The sequence below is a fragment of the Rhodococcus kronopolitis genome (assembly GCF_042654025.1).
Taxonomy (GTDB): domain Bacteria; phylum Actinomycetota; class Actinomycetes; order Mycobacteriales; family Mycobacteriaceae; genus Rhodococcus_G; species Rhodococcus_G kronopolitis.
The window spans coordinates 258,256-281,970 of the sequence record NZ_JBHSFO010000004.1; the positions used below are offsets into that span (position 1 = coordinate 258,256).

At 69.8% G+C, this 23,715-nt stretch carries 22 protein-coding genes; 10 read left to right on the forward strand and 12 right to left on the reverse strand.

Annotation, left to right across the window (positions count from 1 at the left end; translation table 11 throughout):
- Positions 1-101 precede the first annotated feature (101 nt).
- Genes ACFO6S_RS10100 through ACFO6S_RS10110 form a run of 3 tightly spaced genes read right to left on the reverse strand, consistent with a single transcriptional unit; the run spans position 102 to position 2,982 of the window.
- A complete protein-coding gene (locus ACFO6S_RS10100) occupies positions 102-1,166 on the reverse strand; it encodes a hypothetical protein (protein ID WP_378416528.1) in 1,065 nt (354 codons plus the stop codon).
- The gene (locus tag ACFO6S_RS10105; protein WP_378416530.1) at positions 1,163-2,380 is read right to left on the reverse strand and encodes a sensor histidine kinase; all 1,218 of its coding nucleotides are present in this window, start codon (positions 2,378-2,380) and stop codon (positions 1,163-1,165) included. Before ACFO6S_RS10105 ends, ACFO6S_RS10100 begins: the two co-directional genes overlap by 4 nt.
- Positions 2,377-2,982, reverse strand: a complete 606-nt coding sequence (locus ACFO6S_RS10110; RefSeq protein WP_378416923.1) for a response regulator transcription factor — start codon at positions 2,980-2,982, stop codon at positions 2,377-2,379. The genes ACFO6S_RS10105 and ACFO6S_RS10110 overlap by 4 nt, the downstream gene beginning before the upstream one ends.
- Before the next feature lie 944 nt (positions 2,983-3,926).
- Here ACFO6S_RS10110 and ACFO6S_RS10115 point away from each other — a divergent pair.
- From ACFO6S_RS10115 to ACFO6S_RS10145, 7 genes are all read left to right on the forward strand, one after another.
- The gene (locus tag ACFO6S_RS10115; protein ID WP_378416925.1) at positions 3,927-4,991 is read left to right on the forward strand and encodes a magnesium and cobalt transport protein CorA; all 1,065 of its coding nucleotides are present in this window, start codon (positions 3,927-3,929) and stop codon (positions 4,989-4,991) included.
- Between the two features lie 368 nt (positions 4,992-5,359).
- The gene (locus ACFO6S_RS10120; RefSeq protein WP_378416532.1) at positions 5,360-5,572 is read left to right on the forward strand and encodes a dodecin; all 213 of its coding nucleotides are present in this window, start codon (positions 5,360-5,362) and stop codon (positions 5,570-5,572) included.
- Between the two features lie 172 nt (positions 5,573-5,744).
- A complete protein-coding gene (locus ACFO6S_RS10125; protein ID WP_378416534.1) occupies positions 5,745-6,794 on the forward strand; it encodes an ATP-dependent DNA ligase in 1,050 nt (349 codons plus the stop codon).
- Complete coding sequence (locus ACFO6S_RS10130; RefSeq protein ID WP_378416536.1) at positions 6,791-7,153, forward strand: DUF309 domain-containing protein; 363 nt, start codon at positions 6,791-6,793, stop codon at positions 7,151-7,153. The genes ACFO6S_RS10125 and ACFO6S_RS10130 overlap by 4 nt, the downstream gene beginning before the upstream one ends.
- Positions 7,153-8,223: a DNA polymerase domain-containing protein gene (locus ACFO6S_RS10135; protein WP_378416538.1), complete on the forward strand. Its 1,071-nt coding sequence runs from the start codon at positions 7,153-7,155 to the stop codon at positions 8,221-8,223. Before ACFO6S_RS10130 ends, ACFO6S_RS10135 begins: the two co-directional genes overlap by 1 nt.
- Positions 8,224-9,006: 783 nt before the next feature.
- Positions 9,007-9,597 (forward strand): HdeD family acid-resistance protein, encoded by a 591-nt coding sequence (locus tag ACFO6S_RS10140; RefSeq protein WP_378416540.1) that lies wholly within the window; start codon positions 9,007-9,009, stop codon positions 9,595-9,597.
- Positions 9,598-9,599: 2 nt separating this feature from the next.
- The gene (locus tag ACFO6S_RS10145) at positions 9,600-10,652 is read left to right on the forward strand and encodes a L,D-transpeptidase (RefSeq protein ID WP_378416542.1); all 1,053 of its coding nucleotides are present in this window, start codon (positions 9,600-9,602) and stop codon (positions 10,650-10,652) included.
- A 9-nt stretch (positions 10,653-10,661) separates the two neighbouring features.
- Here ACFO6S_RS10145 and ACFO6S_RS10150 read toward each other — a convergent pair whose 3' ends face one another.
- Positions 10,662-11,234: a TetR/AcrR family transcriptional regulator gene (locus ACFO6S_RS10150; RefSeq protein ID WP_378416544.1), complete on the reverse strand. Its 573-nt coding sequence runs from the start codon at positions 11,232-11,234 to the stop codon at positions 10,662-10,664.
- 79 nt (positions 11,235-11,313) lie between these two features.
- On the opposite strand from ACFO6S_RS10150, the gene ACFO6S_RS10155 reads away from it, so the two are divergent.
- Positions 11,314-13,077, forward strand: a complete 1,764-nt coding sequence (locus tag ACFO6S_RS10155; protein ID WP_378416546.1) for an ABC transporter ATP-binding protein — start codon at positions 11,314-11,316, stop codon at positions 13,075-13,077.
- 131 nt (positions 13,078-13,208) lie between these two features.
- Complete coding sequence (locus tag ACFO6S_RS10160; protein ID WP_378416548.1) at positions 13,209-14,504, forward strand: DUF2252 domain-containing protein; 1,296 nt, start codon at positions 13,209-13,211, stop codon at positions 14,502-14,504.
- 47 nt (positions 14,505-14,551) lie between these two features.
- Here ACFO6S_RS10160 and ACFO6S_RS10165 read toward each other — a convergent pair whose 3' ends face one another.
- From ACFO6S_RS10165 to ACFO6S_RS10190, 6 genes are all read right to left on the reverse strand, one after another.
- Complete coding sequence (locus tag ACFO6S_RS10165; RefSeq protein ID WP_378416926.1) at positions 14,552-16,519, reverse strand: M13 family metallopeptidase; 1,968 nt, start codon at positions 16,517-16,519, stop codon at positions 14,552-14,554.
- Between the two features lie 75 nt (positions 16,520-16,594).
- Positions 16,595-17,563 (reverse strand): peptidase associated/transthyretin-like domain-containing protein, encoded by a 969-nt coding sequence (locus tag ACFO6S_RS10170; protein WP_378416550.1) that lies wholly within the window; start codon positions 17,561-17,563, stop codon positions 16,595-16,597.
- A gap of 106 nt (positions 17,564-17,669) precedes the next feature.
- Positions 17,670-18,383 (reverse strand): DUF4190 domain-containing protein, encoded by a 714-nt coding sequence (locus tag ACFO6S_RS10175; protein WP_378416552.1) that lies wholly within the window; start codon positions 18,381-18,383, stop codon positions 17,670-17,672.
- Between the two features lie 129 nt (positions 18,384-18,512).
- Positions 18,513-19,418 carry a PaaI family thioesterase gene (locus ACFO6S_RS10180; protein ID WP_378416554.1) on the reverse strand — a complete coding sequence of 302 codons (906 nt, stop codon included), beginning with the start codon at positions 19,416-19,418 and terminating at the stop codon, positions 18,513-18,515.
- 28 nt (positions 19,419-19,446) lie between these two features.
- The gene (locus tag ACFO6S_RS10185; RefSeq protein ID WP_378416556.1) at positions 19,447-20,352 is read right to left on the reverse strand and encodes a PaaI family thioesterase; all 906 of its coding nucleotides are present in this window, start codon (positions 20,350-20,352) and stop codon (positions 19,447-19,449) included.
- A gap of 87 nt (positions 20,353-20,439) precedes the next feature.
- Positions 20,440-21,213 (reverse strand): pirin family protein, encoded by a 774-nt coding sequence (locus ACFO6S_RS10190; protein WP_378416558.1) that lies wholly within the window; start codon positions 21,211-21,213, stop codon positions 20,440-20,442.
- A gap of 171 nt (positions 21,214-21,384) precedes the next feature.
- On the opposite strand from ACFO6S_RS10190, the gene ACFO6S_RS10195 reads away from it, so the two are divergent.
- On the forward strand, positions 21,385-21,753 hold the full coding sequence (locus ACFO6S_RS10195) for an antibiotic biosynthesis monooxygenase (protein ID WP_378416561.1): 369 nt from the start codon (positions 21,385-21,387) through the stop codon (positions 21,751-21,753).
- A gap of 37 nt (positions 21,754-21,790) precedes the next feature.
- Here ACFO6S_RS10195 and ACFO6S_RS10200 read toward each other — a convergent pair whose 3' ends face one another.
- Entirely contained in the window at positions 21,791-22,552 is a 762-nt protein-coding gene (locus tag ACFO6S_RS10200; RefSeq protein ID WP_378416563.1) for a pirin family protein, read from the reverse strand.
- Positions 22,553-22,557: 5 nt separating this feature from the next.
- Positions 22,558-23,523, reverse strand: coding sequence for a pirin family protein (locus tag ACFO6S_RS10205; RefSeq protein WP_378416565.1), 966 nt, complete (start codon positions 23,521-23,523; stop codon positions 22,558-22,560).
- Between the last annotated feature and the right edge of the window lie 192 nt (positions 23,524-23,715).

Here is a 23,715-nt window from a genome sequence, read left to right on the forward strand (position 1 = left end):
GCCCGCAGAGAGTCGGGCCACGCTCCGCACTGACGCTAGGCGGCGCCGTGAGGGTTGCCCAGACGGAAGTTCTCTGCCCCCAGAACTGGGGGCATAGTTGGCTACCCGGAGGGTGTGGTCTCGGGGTGGGCCGGGTGGACGGGCAGGCCGTCGGGGCCGAACTCGATTCGCCGCACGCCATCGCCGCTGCTGGCGAGGACCGTCGCCGCGGCTTCGCGCCCCGGCGGCAGGATCCGCACGGTGACGGTGCCGTCGAGTGCGCCGTCCAGTTCGTCGGCCACCAGGGACAGCAGGCGCTTACGGGCGGCCGCGTCCGCCGCGTCCATGCCGCCGTCGTCGAGCAGGATCACCTCGATTCCCCGGGTGCGGGCTGCTCGGGCCGCGTCCGACACCGGAGCATTCGCGAGACCCGGGGCACGGAGGGTGTCACGCAGGTGGGCCTCGAGCAGCCGGCAGGCCAACCGTTGGTCGGCGTCGAGGTGGGCCTCGGTGCTGATCCGTTCGAGTAGCGGCCGGGCCAGTTCGTCGAGTCGGCGCAGCTGGCGGTCACGCTCCTCGAGCGTCGCAGAGTCGGCCGCCTCGGCTGCGACGCGCCGGGTCGTCTGCTCGCGCAGTTCGGCGATCGCCCGGGCGTCGGGGCGGAGCTTGTAGGCGAAGTAGGTGGCCATCAGGAGGGGCGGGAGGCTCCTCGACGACACGTTGAGACCGTGCTCGGCACCCAGCCCGGTCTGGATCGACCAGGCGACGAAGGTCGCGGCCGTGGCGATGAATCCCAGCCAGGCGTACCCGGTCCGCCCGCGCACACACATGAATGTGTAGATCGCGACGGACGCTCCGAGCGGCCAGGACTGTGCCTGCTGCGTGACCGTGACGGGCGCAGGCAACATCGAGAGCGCCAGCATGCAGCTGAGCGGTCCGACGGCCGCGAGGGCGATCGCGGCCGGCGTCGGCAGGGGGTGCCCGGCGACCCGGACCAGGGCCACCGCGCCACCGCTGATCACCAGCACGGCGAGGGGGAGCGGCCAGAATGCGCTCTCCCCGTCGTGCGAGGAGACGGCGAGGAGCGCAACGGTGAGGGTGTAGAACCAGACGAGGACCATCGCTGCGCGGCTCTGCATGCCCAGCAGTTCACGGGGGTCACCGATGTCGCGGGTCGTGTCGGTCATGGTGCACACCAGGTCAGGTGGACTCGGGTGCCGTCGGCGGGCCGGGAGTCGATGTGCGCTGAGCCGCCGGGCACCTGCTCCATCCGAGCCCGAATGCTGACGGCGATGCCGAGGCGGTGGGTGGGCACCGAATCGGGGTCGAAGCCGATGCCGTGGTCGGTGATGCAGATGCTGAGCCGGTCCGGTGCGATTGTGACGACTACGGATTGGCGTGCGTCGGGCCCCGCGTGCGCGATGCTGTTGCGGAGCGCCTCCGCCAGTGCCCCGCCCATCGCACGGACGGCGTCCGCGGGCATGGAGACGGTCGCCGTCGCGGGGTGCCGCAGAGTTTGCAGGGTGGCGTTCTCGGCTACCTCCGTCGCGGCGGTTCGCAGGTGCGAGAGCACCTCCGGGTCGGCGAAGTGCTCGTGCAGTCCGGGGCCGGAGCGGAGCGAGTCGAGTTGGCGCATCGTCGCGGCGGACTGCCGTGCCACGCTTGGGGTTGCGCCCTGCCTCGACGCGGAGAGCAGCGTGGACATCACCCCGTCGTGGATCAGCGCGTCGAACCGTTCGCGCTCGACCGTCCGGGCGTGCTGTGCGGCCGCGGCCGCCGCGGCGGCGTGGGTGGCGTCGGTGGTCGCGTCGAGCATCCGGCCGGTGCGCAGGGCCATCGCGCCGGCGCCGACGAACAGCATGGCGAACATGGCGGGGAACGCGATGTTCGGGACCAGCAGAATCGCCACACCTCGGGAAAGTGCCGCACTGTTGACGAGATGGACTCCGGTGTAGGCGATTACGACGTGCGCGAACGCACAGGCGGGCCCCCAGGCCGCGAGGGCGGCGAGGCCGGCGAGGCCGGGGAAGAGCAACAGCCAGATCGCGGTGCCGTTTGCGGGGGTGGCGCCGTTCCACGCGAGGGGCCACGCGGCGAGTGCCAGCAGGTAGGCGAGGGCAGCGGTTCCGCATGCCACCCGCAGGATCCTGATGTCGGGGAGGAAGGACACGGCCATGAGCGAGAGGCCGGAACCGAAGACCGCAACAGCGGCGGTCGGGGTCCACCATCGGTCCGTCAGGTGGGCCTGCGAGGTGATGGACGGCAGCAGCAGGGCGAGGTAGAGGAGGTAGCCTCCGCCGATCAAGCGGGTGAACAGCCGCAGGATGCGGTCGGCCGCCGCATGCCGGGCGCCGGCGGCTGGCGTGGTCGGGGCGGCGGAGCCGTCGGGGGACCGGGTCACCGGTGGTCGGGATGGCGGGGCATGGGCAGCCACCCGTCCTCGACGGCCCGCTTGTAGAGGTCGGTCTTGGTGCGGGCAGGCCGGCCGGCCTCGGCGTACTTGGCCCGGATCCGTGCGAGGTAGTCGTTGACCGTGTGTTCGGCCAGCCCGGTGAGGCTGGCGACCCGGGCGGCCTTCTCGCCGGAGGCATAGTGCGCCAACACGTCTCGCTGCCGTGGGCTGAGCCCGACATCGAGCAGTCCGGGGTCGCCGTCGATGGCGGCCGCCCATTCGGTGGTGACCACCTGCTCGCCGTTGGCCGCGGCGGTGATCGCCGCGACGACGGTGGCGGTGGGCTCGGACTTGCGGACCACTCCGAGCACCCCGGCCTTCGCGGCCAGGCGAACCAGGTAGGGATTCTCCGCGCCGGTGAAGACCAGGGTCTCGAGCCCTGCCGCCCGCAACTGCTCGACATTGGTCCGCGGCGAGGAGCCGTCGCTCAGGCGCAGGTCCAGGATCACCAGGTCCATCGGGACGTTTCGCGCGAGGAGTTCGGGGACGGTGGCGGCGGCGGCCACGAGGACGAGATTCGGGTGCTCGGCCAGCATTGCCTCGAGCCCCATCACGACGGACTCGTGGTCCTCGACGACACCGATCCGGCGAGGTGTGCTCGCGGACGGAATCGTCTCGGGGTCGGTGTCGATCACGGTGTGCCTCGCTCGTCTGGGCGTCTTCGGTGGGGAGGTGGGTCGGCCGGCTAGGCGGTCGGTCATCGGTGCTGGGCTGGGGTGTTGCGGGCAGACGCTAGCAGTCGGCGCGGAGGCCGTGGGCGAGTAGCCTCGGCGTCGCGGCTCCGGCGAGCGTGTGCTGTCCGCGACGCGAACCGGACATCACGAGGTCAGGGTGGGTTCGGTCATCGCCGCAGGTGGGTGCGTCGATCGGCGGCCGGTCCGGATTGCCGCGAAATCTTCTGGACGTTCGACCAAATTGGTCTTCGGCAGTTGTGTCCTGTGATAAAAATTGTGCGGCGCCACCTCGGTAGCGGACCGGTTGCCCCTGCCGTCCGCCGTGCCTCCCCGCGGGCCGGAGGTGTGCCCCGGGACGGGACCGCGCCGAACCGGTTCCCGCCCCCTTCTTCTCGATGCCGACCGAGGCGGTTCGCGCGACGGGCCGGCGGTTGTCTGCGGGTGATCTCCGGGCCGGAGAAGCGGCCGCGACTCTCCGGGGGCCGACCGCGCCCGCGCGTTCTCTGCTTGGACGGGCACCAGGCCCCGGAGTAGGGTGTCGGCGTCCGGCACGTGCCGGCTTCAGATTGGTCGAGGGAAGAGGAGGTGTGGCTTGTCGTGAAGGGCCAACCTCCGAGTACCTACCGAAGTCGCTAGTCGCGCAAGGCTGTCCAGGCTCGCGTGGTGTCGACTTCGATCGCATCGGTGTCGCGCTGGGCGCGGCGCCCGGCCGAACCCCGACCTACGCGAAAGCTGAACCCATGCGTCAAAAGCGCCCCTTCCGCGAACTGCTGCCCAGCCGTGCCGCGAACCCCTCGAACGAGCTCGTCCCCGAGCACTCGATGGCCCCGCATCAGACGCCGCCCGTCCCGGCGATCGCTCCGGTGGAGGCCAGCGTCGTCAACAGCGCCGTCTACCGCGACGGGTACCGGATCGAGACGCCGTCGAACCTGGCCGAGGCGCTGCGCAGCCTGCCCGATGCGTCGTCGATGGCCTGGATCGGGATGTACCGGCCCGACGCCGAGCAGTTGTACGCCGCGGCCGAGCAGTTCGGACTGCACGAGCTGGCGGTCGAGGATGCGATCGTCGCGCACCAGCGTCCGAAGCTCGAGCGGTACGGCGACACCCTGTTCGTGGTGCTGCGCGCCGCCCGGTACCTCGACGAGACCGAGCGCGTCGACTTCGGTGAGCTGCACATCTTCTGCGGTCCGACCTTCGTTCTCACCGTGCGGCACAGCGAGTCGCCGGACCTGTCCGCGGTGCGGGCGCGGATGGAGAGCGACCCGGACCTGTTGCGGCTCGGCCCCGAGGCGGTGCTCTACGCGATCCTCGACGCCGTCGTGGACGGGTACGCACCCGTCGTCGCCGGCCTGCAGAACGACATCGACGAGATCGAGACCGAGGTGTTCAGCGGCGACCCGAAGGTGTCGCGGCGCATCTACGAACTGACCCGCGAGGTGATCGAGTTCCAGCGCGCCACCCGGCCTCTGCTCGACATGCTCAGCGGACTCTCGGCCGGGTTCGAGAAGTACAACACCGACGAGGAACTGCAGAAGTACCTGCGCGACGTCACCGACCACGCCACCACCGTGGTCGAGCGGGCGGACGGATTCCGGCAGCTTCTCGGCAACATCCTCACCGTCAACGCGACGCTGGTCTCGCAGACGCAGAACGAGGAGATGTCCGCGCTGACCCAGGCCAGTTACGCGCAGAACGAGGAAATCAAGAAGGTCTCGGCGTGGGCGGCAATTCTGTTCGCGCCCACCCTGATCGGGACCGTGTACGGCATGAACTTCGATTCGATGCCGGAGTTGCACTGGGCCGGTGGCTACCCGATGGCGCTGGGGATGATGATGCTCACCTGCGGCGGGCTGTACACGATCTTCAAGCGTCGGGGCTGGCTGTAGGCGCCTCGCGCCCGTGAGTCCTTCCGGCCAGTTGGGGGCGGAAAGGACTCACGGGTGCCGCCGTGGCCTCAGCCCTGGTTCTGGCCGGCGGCGTCCTTGCCTCCGCGCAGCTTCTTCCACTGGGTGCTGACGATGTACTTGACGAGCAAGCCGTAGTTGCGGAGCTTCTCCACGTGCGGTCCCCTTAGCTAGGTGAAATTCGGCGCGTTGGTCTCGCGGCCGTCGGCCACTCTACGGTCACGGATATCTCCGCATGGCGGGTTCTTCGATTCGTACAACGCTAATTTCAGCACGCTGGCGTCTGTACACCGTCGGTCGCCCGGTCATACGCTGGTGGGACCGGCGTCACCGAAGAGTGAGGAAGACCGATGAGCGACCATGTCTACAGCGTCACCGAGGTCGTCGGGACCTCCACGAAGGGCGTCGACGACGCCATCGCCACCGCGGTGGCCCGCGCGAGCGAGACCGTCCGCAACCTGGAGTGGTTCGAGGTGCTGCACACCCGAGGGCACATCGTGGACGGGAAGGTCGCGCACGTACAGGTGACCGTGAAGCTGGGCTTCCGGCTCGACCCTGCGTAGCGCCGCTGTCACCGAGCGAGTGAACGAGCGAACGAGTGAATGTGCCGTTCATTCGACTACATCGAATGAACGCTTCCGTTCATTCGATTGGATCGAGTGAACGTGCCATTCATTCGACGGGACTGCGCGTGTTCACCTCGCGCGGCCGCGACGGGTGCGCAAGTATGGGGTCGTGGATCTGCCGTTGACTCCGCCGCTGCAACCGATGCTCGCGAAGGCCGCCGTCGACGTGCCCGCACAACCCGTCGGGCAGGACCCGGTGTGGTCGTACGAGCCGAAGTGGGACGGGTTCCGGGCGATCGTCTTCCGGGACGGCGACGAGGTGGTGCTCAGCTCCCGCAGCGGCAAGGACCTCGGCCGGTACTTTCCCGAGATGCTCGACGCGATCCGCCGGGAGCTCCCCGCCCGCTGTGTCCTCGACGGCGAGCTGGTGGTGCCGCGAGAGGTGGACGGCCGCACCCGGCTGGACTGGGAGGCGCTGTCCGAGCGGATCCATCCCGCGGCCAGCCGGGTGACGTTGCTGTCCGAGCAGACGCCGTCGCAGTTGGTGGGGTTCGACCTGCTGGCGCTCGGTGACGACGACCTGACCGGCCGGCCGTTCGCGCGGCGCCGGGAACTGCTGCTCGACGCGGTGGGCGGCGGCCCGTCCTGCCACGTCACCACGGCGACCACCGACGCGAGCCTCGCACAGGAGTGGTTCGCCAAGTTCGAGGGCGCCGGTCTGGACGGAGTGGTCGCGAAAAAGCTTGCCGGACAATATCTCCCGAACAAGCGCGAGATGATCAAGGTCAAGCATGCGCGCACCGCGGACTGCGTGGTGATCGGCTACCGGCCGCACAAGAGCCAGCCCGGCATCGGGTCGATGCTGCTCGGTCTCTACGACGGTGACGAGATGCACTTCATCGGCGGCGCCTCGGCCTTCACCGCGGCCAGGCGGATCGAGCTGCAGGCCATCCTCGACCCGCTGCGGCTCGGTGAGGACGTCGTCCACGACGGCGAGTCCAGTCGCTGGGCGGCGGGCAAGGACCGGCAGTGGGTGCCGCTGCGGCCGGAACTGGTGGTGGAGATCGCTTACGACCAGATGGAGGGCGACCGGTTGCGTCACGCCGGTCGGTTCCTGCGCTGGCGTCCCGACCGGGAACCGCGTGAATGCACCTACGAGCAACTGGAGGTCCCCGTGCGATACGACCTGACCGACGTGCTGGCGGGTGGCGCGTCATGACCGGGACCGGCGACCTCGGTGCCGTGGTCACCGAGGCGCAACGGCTCCTCGACGGCGGGGACCCGGCGCAGGCGCAGCGGCTGTTCGAGGTCACCTGGCGCACCGCCCCCGCCGACGAGCTCGAACTGTGGGAGGGCCTCGGTCGGCTGGCCGCCGGACTGGGTGCCGCGGTGGGGGACGGGCCGGGTGCGGCCCGGGAACTTCGCCGCGGCGCCGAACTGGTCGGGGTCTTCGAGGAGCACCCGCCGCACGCCCTCGACGTCGCCGGGCTGCGGGCCTGGGCGCGGCACCTGGCGGACGAACTCGACTCCGGTATCCCCGTCGAGACGGTGCCACTGCCTCGACTGAGGATGCCCTGATGGCCGCCGGAAGTGCGGGTGCCGCAGTCGAACTCGACGTTGCGGGTACCGCGGTCCGGCTGTCGAGCCCGGACAAGATCTACTTCCCGCAGCTGGGCGCCGACGGCGGCACCAAGCGTCACCTGGTCGAGTACTACCGCACCATCGCGCTCTTCGACGGGGGCGGCATCATGACCGCCCTACGGGACCGGCCGACGCACCTGCAGCGGTTCCCGGACGGCATCGAGGGTGAGGAGATCTACCAGAAGCGGATCCCCGCCAAGCGGCCCGAGTACGTCGGCACCTGCACCGTCACCAACCCGAACGGCCGCACCGCCGACGCCCTGCTGGTGCGCAGCCCCGCCGACATCGTGTGGGCCGCGCAGATGGGCAACGTGACCTTCCACCCGTGGCCGGTGCGCTCGGCCGACCCGGACCGTCCCGACGAGCTGCGTATCGACCTCGATCCGCAGCCCGGCACCGGGTTCGCCGAGGCCCGCGCGGTGGCGCTGGACGTGCTGGCCCCGCTGCTCGACGAGCTGGGGTTGGTGGGCTACCCGAAGACCTCCGGCGGTCGTGGGGTGCACGTCTACGTCCGGATCGAACCGCGCTGGGACTTCATCGAGGTGCGCCGCGCCGTGATCGCGCTGGCGCGGGAGGTCGAGCGCCGCGACCCGTCCCGGGTGACCACCGCCTGGTGGAAGGAGGAGCGCGGCGCCCGCATCTTCGTCGACTTCAACCAGACGGCCCGGGACAAGACGGTCGCGTCGGCCTACTCGGTGCGCAAGACCCCGCGGGCGACGGTGTCCACGCCGGTGACCTGGGCGGAGCTCGCCGATGTCGAACCGGACGACTTCACCATCGCCACCGTCCCCGAACTGGTCGCCCGGCGCGGCGACCCGGCCGCGGGCATCGACGCCGTCGCGTACTCGCTCGACGGTCTGCTGGAGATGGCGGAGCGGGACGCCTCGAACGGGCTCGGGGACATGCCGTACCCGCCGCAGTACCCGAAGATGCCGGGCGAGCCGAAGCGGGTGCAGCCGAGCAGGGACCGGGACCGGACCAGCAAGAACGGGTCCGCAGAGCACTGACCTGGACCCAGCGCACCCGGCACTCGCCGGATGACCTCCCCAGGCGTCGTTCTCTCCGATGCCTAGTCTTTTCGCCTGCAGAAATTGGGCTGTCTGCCAGTGGCAACGGTAGAAGGGTTTCCGGAACGGAGGGGATTCGACCCGTTCGCGAGGACGGGAAACGGGACCTTCTGCGCCAGTCGGAACAGGTCTAGCGTTGACCAGACGGGTCGGGCCCGGACGACGAAGCGGTGATCGCGTGGGAGATACGCTCTGGTACGTCTGGTTCATTCCGTGGGATGCCAGACAGTGGCTGTTCGACACGTTCCCCTGCGTGCGCGACTTCCGGCTCAGTTGTCAGTAGGCGATCCGACATGAACGTGATCTGGTGGCTCATGCCCTATGGCATCGTCCCGGACCCAATCCGCAACTGGATCCGGGACAACGCACCCTGCTGGCTCGGCGGGTACTGCCCCTGAGGAGGTGAACGTGATGGACACGTGGACTCCGTGGTTCCGGCCCATCACTTTCGCCGGTTCTCGGGAAGAAGGACACGCCGAGCTGTGACAGACATCGACGGCCTGATCCCCGAAACGCCGTCGCCTTCCGACAGTTTGCCGTTCACACGGACCCCTTGCGAGTTCGCCGCATCGTTGCGGAGCTGTGGCAACCACCGCGATCTGCGGCACCGTCGGTCGCCGTGTCGTCACGCGCGGGTCGGGCGCGCGAGAAGTAGGCTCACCAGACCACGCCCAGCCGCGAGGTCTGGGTGTCTTTGGCACAGGCTCACACTCGGAGGTTGCGATGACCGACAGATCTCTCGTCGACAGCAATGAGGCCATCCTGCGGATCGGCAAGGACGTGTGGTGGTCGGTGGTGCTGCGCGGCGTCATCGCGATCGTCTTCGGCATCGTCGCGCTCGCCTGGCCGCAGGTCACCGTGCACGCGCTGGTCTTCGTGATCGGCATCTACTGGATCCTCGACGGCCTGGTCACGGCGGCCCGGGCGGTGGCGGCCCGCTCGGTCACCAGCGGTTGGATGTGGTGGCTGCTCGCCGCGGTCGTCTCGGTGGCCGCCGGTATCGCGGTCCTGGTCTGGCCGGAGATCACCGCACTCGTCTTCGTCTACATGGTCGGTTTCTGGGCCATCCTGATCGGCGTGCTCGAGGTGCTCGGCGCGTTCCAGGTGCGTTCGGCCGGTGGTGCCCACTGGGGCTGGCTGTTGGTCGCAGGCATCGTGGCGGTGGTGTTCGGTCTGGTGCTGGTGATCTTCCCCGGCGACGGAATCATCGGGCTGATCAAGGTGATCGGCGTGTTCGCGATCATCGAGGGCGTCCTGTTGCTGGTGGCGGCGTGGCAGGTTCGCACCGCGGCCAAGCGGAGCGGCGTGGTCTGACGATGGCCACCCGGGCCCCGGGGAGCAGCACCACGAGAACTGCACGGTCGCGCTGGTCTGGTCGGATTGCCGTCGCAATGCTGGGTGCCGTAACGGCTGGGGCGACACTGATGGCTCCGGCGTCGGCGGCGCCGCTGTTCCCGGGTGGACCCGAGCTGCCCTCGCTGCCGCAACCCCAGCTGCCCCAGTTGCGGCTTCCCGAGGTCCCGGCGTCCCCGCCGCCCCGCCTGGAGTTGCCCCGACTCGAGCTGCCGGTGCTCGAACTGCCGGAGCTGCCGGGTCTCACGCTTCCCGAGGTGCCCGGACTGCCCGTGCCCGTCGCCCCGGCGCCGGTCGCGCCGGTGGGCCCCGCGAACTTCTCCCCACCCCGCCTGGACCCGTCCGAGGGGGAGGTCGTCGGCGTCGCGCAGCCGATCGTCATCCGGTTCGACGAGAGAATCGGCGACCGCGCCCAGGCCGAGCGGGCCGTCCGGATCACCAGCACGCCGCGGGTGGACGGCCACTTCTACTGGATCGACGACAGTCAGGTCCGGTGGCGACCGAACGCCTTCTGGCCGGCACACACCGACGTGGTGGTCGAGGCGGGCGGTGCGCGATCGGCGTTCCGGATCGGCGACGCCCTGGTCGCGACCGCGGACGACAACACCAAGCAGATCGTGGTCACGCGCAACGGGGAGATGGTCAGGACGATGCCCACCTCGATGGGCAAGGCCGGTCACGAGACGCCCAACGGCACCTACATCGTCGGCGAGCGAGTGCGTGAGATGTTCATGGACTCGTCCACCTACGGCGTTCCGGTGGATTCGCCGGAGGGCTACCGGACCTACGTGGAGTACGCCACGCGGATCTCCTACAGCGGGATATTCGTCCATGCGGCCCCGTGGTCGGTGGCCGACCAGGGTCACCGGAACGTCAGTCACGGCTGCCTCAACGTGAGTACGGAGGACGGACGGTGGTACTTCGAGAACGCCAGGAAGGGCGACCCGGTGATCGTGCAGAACACCACCGGCGGCATCCTGAGCGGGTACGACGGCCTCGGAGACTGGAACCGGTAGGGATTCCGCTCAGTCCCGGATGATCCCGGAGATGGTCTTGTCGATGGCCTCGAGGGCCTCGGTCCGCGAGTAGCCCTCGTGCTCGAAGCTCTCCCAGCCGGTGAGCAGTGTCCACCACAGCATCCTGCGGATCCAGCGGACCTCGAGCGATCTTCCGATAGAGCCCTCGTCCTGGCCGCGCTCGATCAGGGCGATCAGCGGGGCGTCGATGGTGTCCAGACGGTCCCAGAACTCCTGGTTCGCCAGCGAGTGGGGATCGCCGAAGACGAGGGTGATCACCGGTCCCAGGCCGAAGCACTCGTGGCTCATCCGGCGCAGCGCGGCGTCCGCCGACCCGTCGGTGGGGCGGGCCCGTTCCAGCGCCGCGCCGAGGTTGTCGAGCGCGTCCTGGCCCAGTGCGACCAGCAAGTCGGCTCGTTCGGGGTAGTACCGGTGCAGGGTGCTCCGACCCACCTCCGCCTCGGCGGCGATCTCGGCGAGTGAGGCGCCCGAGTTCCGCCCCAGAACTTGGAACGCCGCGTCGAGGATCGCGCGGCGCGTCCTGGCCCGAGTTCCTGATTCGACAGCGGAATCTATGGACATGGACTGACGGTAGCAGCATCGAGATCCAATCTGGAACAAAACACGACATAAATGAGACATTGATGGTTCACTGATGGACATGACTGATTCGACTGCGTCGGAGTCCTGGCCGAACGTGCGACTGCTGTGGTCGTTCATTCGTCCGCACCGCGCGGTACTGCTGCTGGGCATCTTCCTGGGACTGATCTTCACGGCCACAGGGCTTGCAATGCCGATGATGATCAAGCTGGTCCTGGATCGGATGAGCGCGGGCGAAGGCATCGCCGTGCCCGTCACCATCCTGGTCTCCATTCTCGTGGCCGCCGGCTTCGTCGGATTCACGCAGCTGAATCTGATGGGTGCGCTTGCCGCCCGGGTGGTGTATGACGCACGGGAATCCATGGTGCGCAGCTTCTTTCGCGCGACTGTCGGCGGCGTGACCAAGCGTCCGTCCGGAGAACTCGTCACTCGAGTCACCTCGGACACGTTGCTGCTGCGCGAGGCTGCGTCCTCCTCGCTGGTCGAGCTCGTCAACGGCGTCGTGGCGATCACCGGAACCATGATCCTGATGGCACTGCTCGACCCCGTCCTGCTGGCCACCATGGTGGGTGCGCTGGTGGTTGTCGGGGCGTCCTCTGCCCTGCTGATGCCATTGATCGGCAAGACGCAGCGGCAGGCATTGGAATCGGTGGGCAGGCTGGGTGGGGTGCTGGAGGGCGCGCTGCGCGCGATTCGGACGGTCAAGTCGAGTCGCGCCGAGAGTCGTCAGGTCGATCAAATCATCGTCGACGCCAAGGAAACCCAGCTGCACAGTGTTCGTATTGCGCGGATCTCCGCGGTGGTCTGGGCGGTGTCCAGCGGCGGTCTGCAACTGGCCGTTGTCGGCGTCCTGGCCCTCGGCGCCTGGCGGGTGAGTACCGGAGCCCTGGTCGTCTCCAGTCTGATTGCCTTCCTGCTGTACGCATTCCAGTTGGTCGCTCCCGTGACCGCGCTGACCGGCAACTTCTCCATGATTCAAGCCGGAATCGCTGCGGCAGTCCGGATCCGGGAGGTGCAGGGCATGGAGGTGGAGGAGACGAATGCCGTCGAGGTTCGGTTGCTGCGGCCAGGAGCCCACGTGCCGGTCCTCGAACTGGTCGACGTGACGGCGCGGTATGCCCCCGGGGCGGACCCGTCCTTGCGTTCGGTGAGCGCGGCGATACCCGCGCGTGGGCACACTGCCATCGTCGGTCCGTCCGGTGCAGGCAAGACCACCGTCTTCTCCGTCCTGTTGCGCTTCCTGCATCCCGAGGATGGTGATGTCCTGCTCGACGGTGTCCCCTACTCCGACTTGCCCTACGAACAGGTCAGGTCACGGCTTGCGTACGTGGAGCAGGAGACGCCCATCGTGCCGGGCACCATGCGCTCGAATCTGCTGTTCACCCACCCCGAGGCCAGCGAGGCGGAGGTATGGGATGCGCTGCGCGCGGTGCATCTCGACGAGTTGGTCCGAAGCCTCGACGACGGACTGGACAGTGAGCTGTCCGGCACCGCAATTTCAGGTGGCCAACGGCAGCGAATTGCGCTGGCCCGAGCGATTGTTCGGCGGCCCGACGTCCTGCTGCTGGACGAGGCCACCGCGCAGATCGACGGCCGGACCGAGGCTGCGATCCACGACGTGATCCGCGAGCTGTCGAGGGACAGCGCCGTGGTGACCATCGCCCACCGGCTCTCCACCGTGGTCGACGCCGACACCATCCTGGTGATGGAGAACGGTCAGATCCGGGCCCGCGGCACTCACGCCGAACTGCTGCGATCGGACTCGCTGTACCGGGAGCTGGTCGCGGCGCTGCGGATCAGCACCGCCGGGCCCATCGCCGTCTGACCGCCCGCATGTCTCGCCGCAGTCCCGTCTAGCTGCGGGGACGCTCGCGACGGCGGTACCATCGGCCGATGGCAGGCGTCGTGTTCGAACCGCCGGAACCCGCCGACGCTCGCCGTCGACGGGGGAAACGCGTGCGAGCCACCATCCGGCGGGAGTCGCTGGGGGAGTGGTCGCCGCCGGACGAGCGACCTGACCCGGTCGAGATCCTCGACCGGCAGAACGCCAACAGGGTGCCCGAGCTGGTCCCGCTGCGCTACGAGCGGATGCTGGCCTCGCCGTTCAGCTTCCTGCGGGGATCGGCGGCGATCATGGCGTGGGATCTCGGGCACGGGCCGCGAACCGACCTGATGGTCGCGGCCTGCGGCGACGCCCACCTGGCGAACTTCGGACTCTTCGCCAGCCCGGATCGGCGACTGGTGTTCGACCTCAACGACTTCGACGAGGTACACCGCGGCCCCTTCGAGTGGGACGTCAAGCGGCTCGCGGCGTCCGTGTTCGTCGCGTCGATCGAGAACGGTGACGAACCTCGGGAGGCGCGCGCGGCCGCCCGGGTGGTGGGGCAGGCGTACCGGGAGACCATGGCGCGCGCGGCCGGCATGACGTCCCTCGACATCTGGTACACCCGGATCGAGGTGGACGACCTGCGTGAACTGGAGCGGGAGATGACTGCCCGGCAGGTGGCCGTCACCGAGGCGGTGTTCGCGAAGGCGGAGCGGCACACCCCGCTGGACAACCTCACCCGGTTCGCGACCGTCACCAGCGAGGGCCTGCGGATCAAGGAGGATCCGCCATTGGTGGTGCGGCTACCGCGCGACCGGCACGCCGAGGCGACGAAGATGCTCTTCGACGCCTACGCCAACTACCTGGACACCCTCGCGAGCGACCGCCGACAGTTGGTGATGCGGTACCGATTCCAGGACATCGCGCGCAAGGTGGTGGGGGTCGGGTCCGTCGGAACCATGTGCTTCATCGTGCTGTTCGTCGGGGACACCAACCAGGACCCGTTGTTCCTCCAGATCAAGGAGGCGCAGGAATCGGTGCTGGCGCCGTACGTAGCGGGCGTCGAGTACCGGGACCAGGGGCAGCGGGTGGTCGAGGGGCAGCGCCTGATCCAGAGTGCGAGCGATCCGTTCCTCGGCTGGTTCACCGGGACGGGTCCGCTGGGCCGCGACTTCTACGTCCGGCAGCTGCGGGACAAGAAGGGCGGTTTCGACCCCACGGCCCTGCGGCCGGAGGGCATGCGGGTGTACGCGCGGGTGTGCGCGAGCTCGCTGGCCCGCGCCCACGCCCGCACCGGGGACCCGGTCGCGATCGCGGGGTACCTCGGCAGCGGGACCGTGTTCGACAGGGCGATCGAGCGGTTCGCCGTCCGCTACGGCAAGCAGAACGGGCGGGACTATCGGCGGGTGCGCGCCGCGCGGGGCTGACGGCCGGCTCGATCCGCCCGTCAGCTCCCGCGATCGCTCCGTCTGCGCTACCAGATGCGCACGCGGCGTTCGGGTTCCAGGTAGAGGGCGTCGCCCGGAACCACGTCGAACGCGTCGTGGAAGGTGTCCAGGTTACGGACCACGCCGTTGCAGCGGAACTCCGGCGGCGAGTGCGGGTCCACCGCGAGCCGGCGCAGGGCCTCCTCGTCGCGTGCCTTGGTGCGCCACACCTGCGCCCACCCGAAGAACACCCGCTGCAGTCCGGTCAGGCCGTCGAGTTCCGGGGCCTCGTTGCCGTCGAGCGCGATCTGGTAGGCCGCCAACGCGATCGACAGGCCGCCGAGGTCACCGATGTTCTCGCCGATGGTGAACTCGCCGTTGACGGTGTGTCCGGGCAGTGCCTTCGGCTCGAATGCGTTGTACTGCTCGATCAATGCCGTCGTGCGCTTGCCGAACTCGGTGCGGTCGTCATCGGTCCACCAGTCGACCATGTTGCCGTCGCCGTCGTACTTTGCGCCCTGGTCGTCGAAGCCGTGCCCGATCTCGTGTCCGATCACCGCGCCGATACCGCCGTAGTTGGCGGCGTCGTCGGCCTCGGCGTCGAAGAACGGCGGCTGCAGAATCGCTGCGGGGAAGACGATCTCGTTCATCCCGGGGTTGTAGTAGGCATTGACCGTCTGCGGCGTCATGAACCACTCGTCGCGGTCCACCGGGCCACCGAGCTTGGCCAGGTCGCGGTCGTGCTCGGCGGCGTGACCGCGGCGGTAGTTGCCCACCAGGTCGTCGCCGGCGATCATCAGCCCCGAGTAGTCGCGCCACTTGTCGGGGTACCCGATCTTCGGGGTGAACTTCTCCAGCTTGGCCAGCGCGGCCTCACGGGTGTCCGGGCCCATCCACTCCAGCTCGGAGATGTTGCGGCGGTAGGCCTCCTGGAGGTTCGCCACCAACTCCTGCATCCGGGCCTTGGCCTGGGCCGGGAAGTGCCGTTCGACGTACACCTTGCCGACGGCCTCGCCGAGCAGGTCCTGGACCAGCGTCACGCCGCGCTTCCAGCGTTCGCGGTTCTCCTCGGTGCCGGTGAGCGCCTTGCCGTAGAAGGCGAAGTTCTCGGCCACCACCGCCTCGGTGAGATACGGTGCGCGCGCGTGGATCACCCGCCACGCCAGCCAGGCCTTCCACTCGTCGAGCGGGCGCTGGGTCCACTGCTCGGTCAGCGCGGTCAGGAAGCTGGGCTGCCGGACCACCAACTCCGCGAACGACTCGGGCGTGCCGCCGAATCCGGACACCCATGCGGCCCAGTCGAATCCGGGGTTGTCGCGGATCAGGTCCCCGAGCGTCACCAGGTTATAGCTCAGTTCGGCATCACGCCGCTTGACCACGTCCCAGTGTCCGGCCGCGACCGAGGTCTCGAGGTCCAGGATGCGCTGGGCGTCACCCGCCGGGTCGGGTCGGCCGGCGAGGGCGAGCATTGCCTGCACATGGGCGAGGTACTCCGCACGGGTGTCGGCGTAGGAGTCCTCGCGGTAGTAGGACTCGTCGGGCAGGCCGATGCCGGACTGCGTCAGGTGCGCCAGGTACCGGGTGGAGTCCTTGGCGTCGGTGTCGATGTAGCCGGCGACGACCCCGCCGACACCGACCCGCTCGAGCTCGCCCAGCAGCCGCGCCAGCGCGGAGAGGTCGGCGGCGGCGTCGACCGCGGCCAGTTCCTCGGCGATCGGCTCGAGGCCCGCGCGCTCGGCGGCGTCGGCGTCCATGAACGAGCTGTAGAGGTCGCCGATCCGCTGGGCGTCGGTGCCCGGCTCGCCCCCCGACTCCGCCGATTCCGTGATGATCGCCTGCACGTCGACCTCGGCCTGGTCGTAGAGGGTGCGGAAGGCGCCGTCGACCGCCCGGTCGGCGGGGATCTCGTAGCTGTCCAGCCACTGTCCGTTGACGTGGACGAACAGGTCGTCCTGGGCTCGGGTGCCCGTGTCGAGGTGGGTGAGGTCGATTCCGGAGCGCGTCATGCCCTCCATCATGGCCGCTCCGCGGCTCGTGCGCGGTTAACGGGTCCGGGGACGACCCGTCAACCGCGCACGGGCGCGAAGTGCCTAGATCCCGACGTTGATGGCGCCGCGATAGCCGTCGGCGGTCTTGACGACGGTCACCACGCCGGATTCGTCGAAGATGCCGTCGGTGGCGTTGCTGCTGTTGTTCTCGCGGCCGGTGTGTTCGTCGTACGGGGTCCCGGCATAGACCTCGTCGAGCAGTGCCTCGTCGAAGAACAGTTGGGTGGTCAGCACGGTCTTCTTGTCCACGTGCACCTTGAGGTGGATGTGCGTGGTCCGGCCCATGTACCAGCCGGGGAAGATGGTGGTGAAGGTGCCGACCCCGTTGGCGTCGGTGACCTGCGCGCCCCGCAGGTACGTGCCGTCGTCGGTGGTGGTGGCCTCGCCGTCGCCGACGCTGTAGGAGCCGTCGGAGGTCTCCCCGGACCCGGCGCCGCCCGGGCCGCCCGGGCCGCCCGGGCCGGCCGGGCCACCCGCGCCGCCCGGCCCGCCTGCCGGAGGCGCACCCATCGGAGGCTGGCCGCCCGGTCCGCCGCCGGCCGGGGGTCCGCCGTTCGAGGCCTGCGATCCCGACTCGAAGCCGGAGTACACCCCGCCGGCGTCGCAGTGCCAGATCTCGACCACGGCGTTGGCCGTGCCTCCGCCACCGTCGGGGGTGCAGGTGGCGCTGTCCTGTGCCCGGATCGCCAGCTCGAAGGTGGTGCCGGGCCGGTCCTCCCGGATGTCGCTGCGGATCGAGTCGACATCGAACCAGTACGGTCCCTGCGTCTCCTCCTTGCTGGCCACGCACTGCGGGGCCCGGGCCAGCAGTGCCATCACGTCGTCGCCGGCGGCCGTCGCGGCGGCCGCGGTGGAGGCGCCCGTGCCGGGGGTGCCGGTGGTGGAGCCGCCGCCCGACGCGCCGTTGCCCGCGCAGGCCGCCAGGAACCCGCTGAGCCCGACCGTGCCACCGAGGGCCAGGGCACGGCGCCGACTGACCCGGGCCCGGCTGCGTTCGATGTCCTTGTTCACGCTGTCTCCCGTCTCGCTGTTGCGTCCACCGTCGCGGGGCAGGCTGGGAGAAGGCTGTGACGGACCTGTCCGGTCGCAGCGAGGTTGCCGGCAGTCGGCGGTGAGGTCAGCGCGGCGGGACGACCGGGGGAGTCTCCAGGGTCACCGAGAATCGGTCTTCGACGTTCTGCTGGAACTCGTCCACGCAGCGTTGCTGGGCTCGTTCGCTGCTGCCTGCGTCGCGCATGCAGTCGACGAAATCCCGTCCGCCGACCTTGTTGAACAGGCCGACGCCCACAACCACCAGGACGATCGAGACGATCACCGCGAGCACGCCGAGCAGGATGCCCGCCAGCGACATGCCGCCGTTGGTCGCGCGCTGCTTGCGGACCTGCGAGCGGCCGACGAATCCGAGGATCACCGCGAGGATGCCCAGCACCACGCCGCCGACGACGGTCCACGAGGTCACCAGGGCCAGGATTCCGACGATCAGGGCGGCGATGCCCGCGCCGTTCTGCGGGGCCTGGGCGCCGGGCTGGGCGGGGTAGGGCTGGGCGGGGTACGGCTGGGGGGGATAGGACGGGCCCGGATACTGGCCGGGTTGCTGCTGCTGTCCCGGGTAGGGCTGGCCGGATTGCTGCGGTTGTCCCGGGTAGGGCTGTCCGGGGTACTGGGGTGGCTGGCCGGGGTACTGCTGCCCCGGCGGTTGCGGGGGACCCGGGTACGGGGGCTGGTACTGCGGGTAGTTCGGCTGGCCGCCGGGCTGAGACCCGGGCTGATCCGCCGACGGCGGTTCGTCGCCCGGTTGCGGGCCGTTCGGTGGCTGAGGGGGCTGAGTCATCGTCTCTCCTCGATCGAAACCGTGAACGCCGAATCTGATCGCCCCTGCAGGATAGTCCGCGCCCGGCCGATTCGTCCGGTTCCGCCGCGGTGGCCCGGCGCCCGGTCCCTCGGCGGGACGGGCGCGTGGTCAGACCAGTTGAATGCTGGCGGCCGCGCGCACCAGTACCTGGCCGGCCGGGTCGACGAGCCGGGTCTCCACGAGGGCGAGCCGGCGTCCGGCCCGCACCACCGTGGCCTCGGCGCTGATCCGGGGGCCGTCGACGGCGGGGGAGCGGACGAAGTCGATCCGCAGGTCCAGCGTCCGGTAGTCCTGACCGGGTGCGGTCAGGCTTTGCCCGGCGAGCCCGGTCAGCAGGTCCGCGGCGGAGACCAGGACGCCGCCCTGAATCGACCCGAGCGGATTGCTCATCCACTCGCGCGGCGCGAATTCTCCTGCCACCCGACCCTTCTCGATGTCGACGAGGTCCACGTCCAGCAGTCCGGCGAGGGGTCCCCGGGCGATCCGCCCGGCCTGGATCCCGGCGACGACGTCGAGGCCGGCGAGCCCGGCGAACTCGGCCGCGTCGGTGACGGGTTCCGCGGCGGGTACGGGCAGGCGTTCGCCCCGGGCGATCGCCTCGGTGTGGGTGGCCGGTCGGGTGACCACCATGCCGCGGGACTGCAGGGCCACTGCTACCTGGCCGTCCGGCCCGACCATCTCGCCCGTGGCGAGCCCGGTTCCGGTCTCGAGGTCGAGGTGTACGGCCTGTCCGCGGGCCACGATCGCGCCGGAGGCCGGGAGCGGTGCGGCCATCGCGGCCGTGATCTGGGAGAGCACCACCGAGGCGCCGGCCGGCATCGACGTGCCGACCGCACCGCCGGGGACCGCGTCGACGAGCACGCCGATCGAGCCGAGGACGGTGCGCCCGCGGTGGTCGTGGAAGCGGGGGCCCAACTCCTGCTCGAAACGCACCGAGCCGGGCTCGAGGTGGAGGGCCCGCACATCCATCAGTTCGTTGAGACGATCCAGGCGCAGGGTTTCCGTCGCGGTCATGCGGCCTTGTCTATCACCCGGGTGGTCCTCACTCGAGTTGGGCACTGGAACCGGTGCGGGCGAGCAGGTGTCCGTCGGCGTCGAGCAGTCGGGTCTCGATCAGCACGATCCGGCGTCCGGCCCGTACCACCTCGGCCTCGACGCGGATCGGCGGTCCGTCGACGGCGGGGGACCGGATGAAGTCGATCTTCAGGTCCAGCAGCCGGTACGACTGCCCGACGGCGGTCAGTGCCTGCGCGTTCAACCCGCTGGTCAGGGCCGCGGCGGCGAAGAGGATGCCGCCCTGCACCGAACCGATCTGATTGCTCATCCACGGGGTCGGCGCGAATCGGGCGGAGACGGTGGTCTCCCCGACGGACTCGACCTCCAGCCCGATCAACCCCGGGAGGGGTCCGCGGGGGAGGGTGCCGGCGGCGATGCCGGTCACGACGGCGCGACCGTCGAGTCCGGCCAGGGACTCCGGATCCGCAGGCTCCGGGGCCGGGACCACCAGGGTCGGGCCCGCCGCGAGGTGCACCTCGTTCTGTGCGGCGCGCGTCACGATGACGCTGCGGGCCAGCAGGCGCACCGCGGTGACGCCGTCGGTGGCGACCCGTCCGGCGGACAGGCCGGTGCCGGCATCGAGGTCGAGGTGCTCGGTGCGGGCCCGGGAGGTGACCAGGCCGGTGGCGGGCAGCGGGGCGGCGACCGCGGCCGTGAGCTGCGAGACCACGGTCCGGTGGCCCGGAGGGAGCGAGGCGTAGAACGCGCCGGCGACGGCGGAGTCGGCGAGCACGCCGACCGAGGCCATGCCGGACTGCCCGCGATGGTCGTGGAATCGGGGGCCGATCGCGGCCTCCAGGTCGGTGCCCGCGGGGGACATGTCGAGCACGCGGACGCCCATCATCGTGTTCAGGGGGTCGACTCCACGCGGGCGGGTTGCGGGTGTGGTCATGGAATCTCAATAGCAGCCCGCGACGGTGTCGAGTAGTTCAGGGTCTCGCCTGGCGGGACGCCGCGGAATCGAATGGGACGGTCGGGGCTAACCGCCGAGGCGCGCGTGCATCTCCCAGACCAGCACCTCGGCGGGCTGCGCCGCGCTGAGTCGCTGCCCGCCGGTCGCGCTGAACCGGACCGCGTCGCCCTCGGACAGGATGCCCGCGCCCTCGAGCGTCACCTCGCCCTGCGCGACGAACAGGTGCAGGTACGGGGCCTCCGGCAGCGCGACGGTGTCGCCGGCCCGCATCCGCGCGACGTACATCGCGGCCTGCGAGTTCGCGATACCGATGGCCGCCTGGCCGCGGTGCTTGCGCATCCCCGACGCGACCGGCACCAGGCCGCCGCGCATCAGTTCGTCGTCGATCTCGAGCTGCTCGTACCCGGGGGTGATGCCGGATTCGTCCGGCAGCACCCACATCTGGACGAAGCGGACCGGCTCGGCGTGCTCGGCGTGCGGCGAGCCGGGCAGTCGCCAGGAGTCGTTCTTCTCCGAGTGCAGGATTCCCGAGCCTGCGGTCATCCGCTGGGCCAGACCGGGATAGATGACGCCGGAGTGCCCGATCGAGTCCTGGTGCACCAGCGAACCGCGCAGCACCCAGGTGACGATCTCCATGTCGCGGTGCGGATGGGTGTCGAAACCCTCACCGGGCAAGACGATGTCGTCGTTGTTGACCAGCAGCACGCCGTGGTGGGTGTTGTCGGGGTCGTAGTGCTGGCCGAAGGAGAAGGAGTGCTTGGAGTCCAGCCAGGAGATCCGCGAGGCGAGCCGGTCGTCGGCGCGGCGGATGTCGACATGCGGTGTGGTCGGTGCCGTCATGGTGGGGTCCTCCCTCGTGGTGTCTGGGTTCCAGGGTACGGAGGAGCTCCGGAAGGACCGCGATCCTGTCGCCGTACCGTCCGAGTTTCGCGGCACCGCCGGTGGCCGTTGCGCTGGTATTTTGAGTAGGTCGCATGGCGTGGTTGTGCGCGGGAGCCGAGGCGGGAACTAGTGAGCAACACCGAGGGCGTCGGAGCGGACGACACCGCTGAGGTGGTGGCCGAAGGCGCCGCCGCGAACGTGACGACCACGATCGTGCGCCGGATCAAGTCGGGCCGTGACGACGAGTTCGCCGACTGGATTCAGAGCGGCCTCGGCCTGGCCCGGATCTTCCCCGGTTTCCTCGGCGGTGGGTGGCTCAAGGAGAGCAGCGTCTCGGACGTGTGCGTGATCGTACTTCGCTTCGAAACGCAAGCTGCCCTTGACAACTGGCTTGGCTCGGCACTGCGAGGGGGATGGCTGCGCACCGGCAAGTACATCGCCGAGGAACTGCCCAACGACCGCGCCACGACGGCCGTGGACCTGTTCGAGCGGCCCTGATCCGGTTCGGATCCGCGGGCGCGGGTGACGGCGGAGCCTAGCTCCGTAGTCGGGAACCGAGCCCGGCATGCATCTCCCAGATCAGTACCTCGGCGTCCTCGGTTGCCGTCAGCCGCTGCCCGCCGGTTCCGGTCAGCCGCACCGAATCACCGTGGGAGACAGGGCCGACACCCTCGACGTCCACCACGCCGCGGGCCACGAACACGTGCCCGAACGGCGCGTCGGGAATCGTGACCGAACCGCCCGGCCGCAGCCGCGCGGCGTGCAGGCCCGCCTTCCGGTTTCGCAGCCCGATGGCGGCGTCGTTCCGGTGCCGGGGCAGGCCGGAGGCGACCACGACGAGCGCGCCGGCGTCGAGCTCGTCGCCGATCGGCAGTTCCTGGTAGCTCGGCTCGATGCCGAACTCGTCCGGTGGAACCCACATCTGCACCAGGTGGACCGGTTCGGTGGCACGCGTCCCGTCGGTGCGAATCCGGTCGTTGCGCTCGGAGTGGTCGATGCCCCGGCCCGCGCTCATCCGCTGCGCGAGACCGGGGTAAACCACACCCGAGTTCCCCTCGGAGTCCTGGTGGACCAGCGATCCGCTGAGCACCCAGGTGACGATCTCCGCGTCCCGGTGCTGGTGGGTGTCGAAGCCCTCGCCGGCGTCGACGATGTCCTCGTTGTTGACCACCAGCAGCCCGTGCCCGTACTCCGCGGGGTCGAAGTTGCCCGCGACGGGCATGCTGTGCCGTGAGTCGAGCCAGCCGTACCTGAGGTGCCTGCGCTCGCCTGCGCGTTGAACCACCACCTCGGCCATCGGTGTCAGCTCAGCGTCTCGTGGGCGGCGGGGACGGAGCCGAGCCGACCCGCCTGGAAGTCCTCGAACGCCTGCATGACCTCGGCCCGGGTGTTCATCACGAACGGGCCCGCCATCGCGACGGGTTCGCGGATCGGTCGGCCGCCGAGGATGAAGACCTCGAGCGACTCGGTCCGCGAGTCCTGGGTGTCCGCGGCCGCGATCGTGAGGGTGTCGCCGCGGCCGTAGACGGTCATCTGGCCGCTGTGGACGGGGCGACGCTCGGTGCCGACCAGTCCGTCGCCGGCCAGTACGTACGCGAGTGCGTTGAACTCGGGGTCCCACGGCAGGGTCAGGCTGGCGCCGGGTGCGATGGTGGCGTGCACCAGGGCGATCGGGGTGTAGGTCGAGCCCGGTCCGGCATGGCCGTCGACCTCGCCTGCGATGACGCGGACCAGCGCGCCGCCGTCGGGGCTGGAGAGCAGGGCGACCTTGGCGCCGGTGATGTCCTGGTAGCGGGGCGCGGCCATCTTGTCGGCCCGGGGCAGGTTCACCCACAGCTGGACGCCGTGGAACAGGCCGCCGCTCAGCACCAGGTGCTCGGGCGGGGTCTCGATGTGCAGGATCCCGCCGCCTGCCGTCATCCACTGGGTGTCGCCGCCGCCGATGGTGCCGCCGCCGCCGTTGGAGTCCTGGTGCTCCATGATCCCGTCGATCATGTAGGTCACTGTCTCGAAGCCGCGGTGCGGGTGCCACGGGGTGCCCTTGGGCTCGCCGGGGGCGTAGTTGACCTCGCCCATCTGGTCCATGTGGATGAACGGGTCGAGGTGCTTGAGGTCGATGCCGGCGAAGGCGCGGCGTACCGGGAAGCCCTCGCCCTCGTAGCCGACCGGTGCGGTGGAGACACCGAGCACCGGCCGGGCCGTCGCGTCGGGTGCGGGCGCGGCGATGCGGGGCAGGTCGAGGATGTGGTCGACGGTCACGGCAGGCATGGGATGCTCCTCCGGCTCAGTAGTTGATGATTCAACTAGTTCACTGTAGCTCAACACCGTGGGTTCGGAGATATTCCCGGGGGTCGGCCGAACCGTGTCAGTCGTTCAGGCGGCGTTCACCCGGAGGTCCCGACGGGTCTCTTGGCTATACAACTTGTGCGTACAGAGTCGGTCCCGATCGGCCGCTCGGGT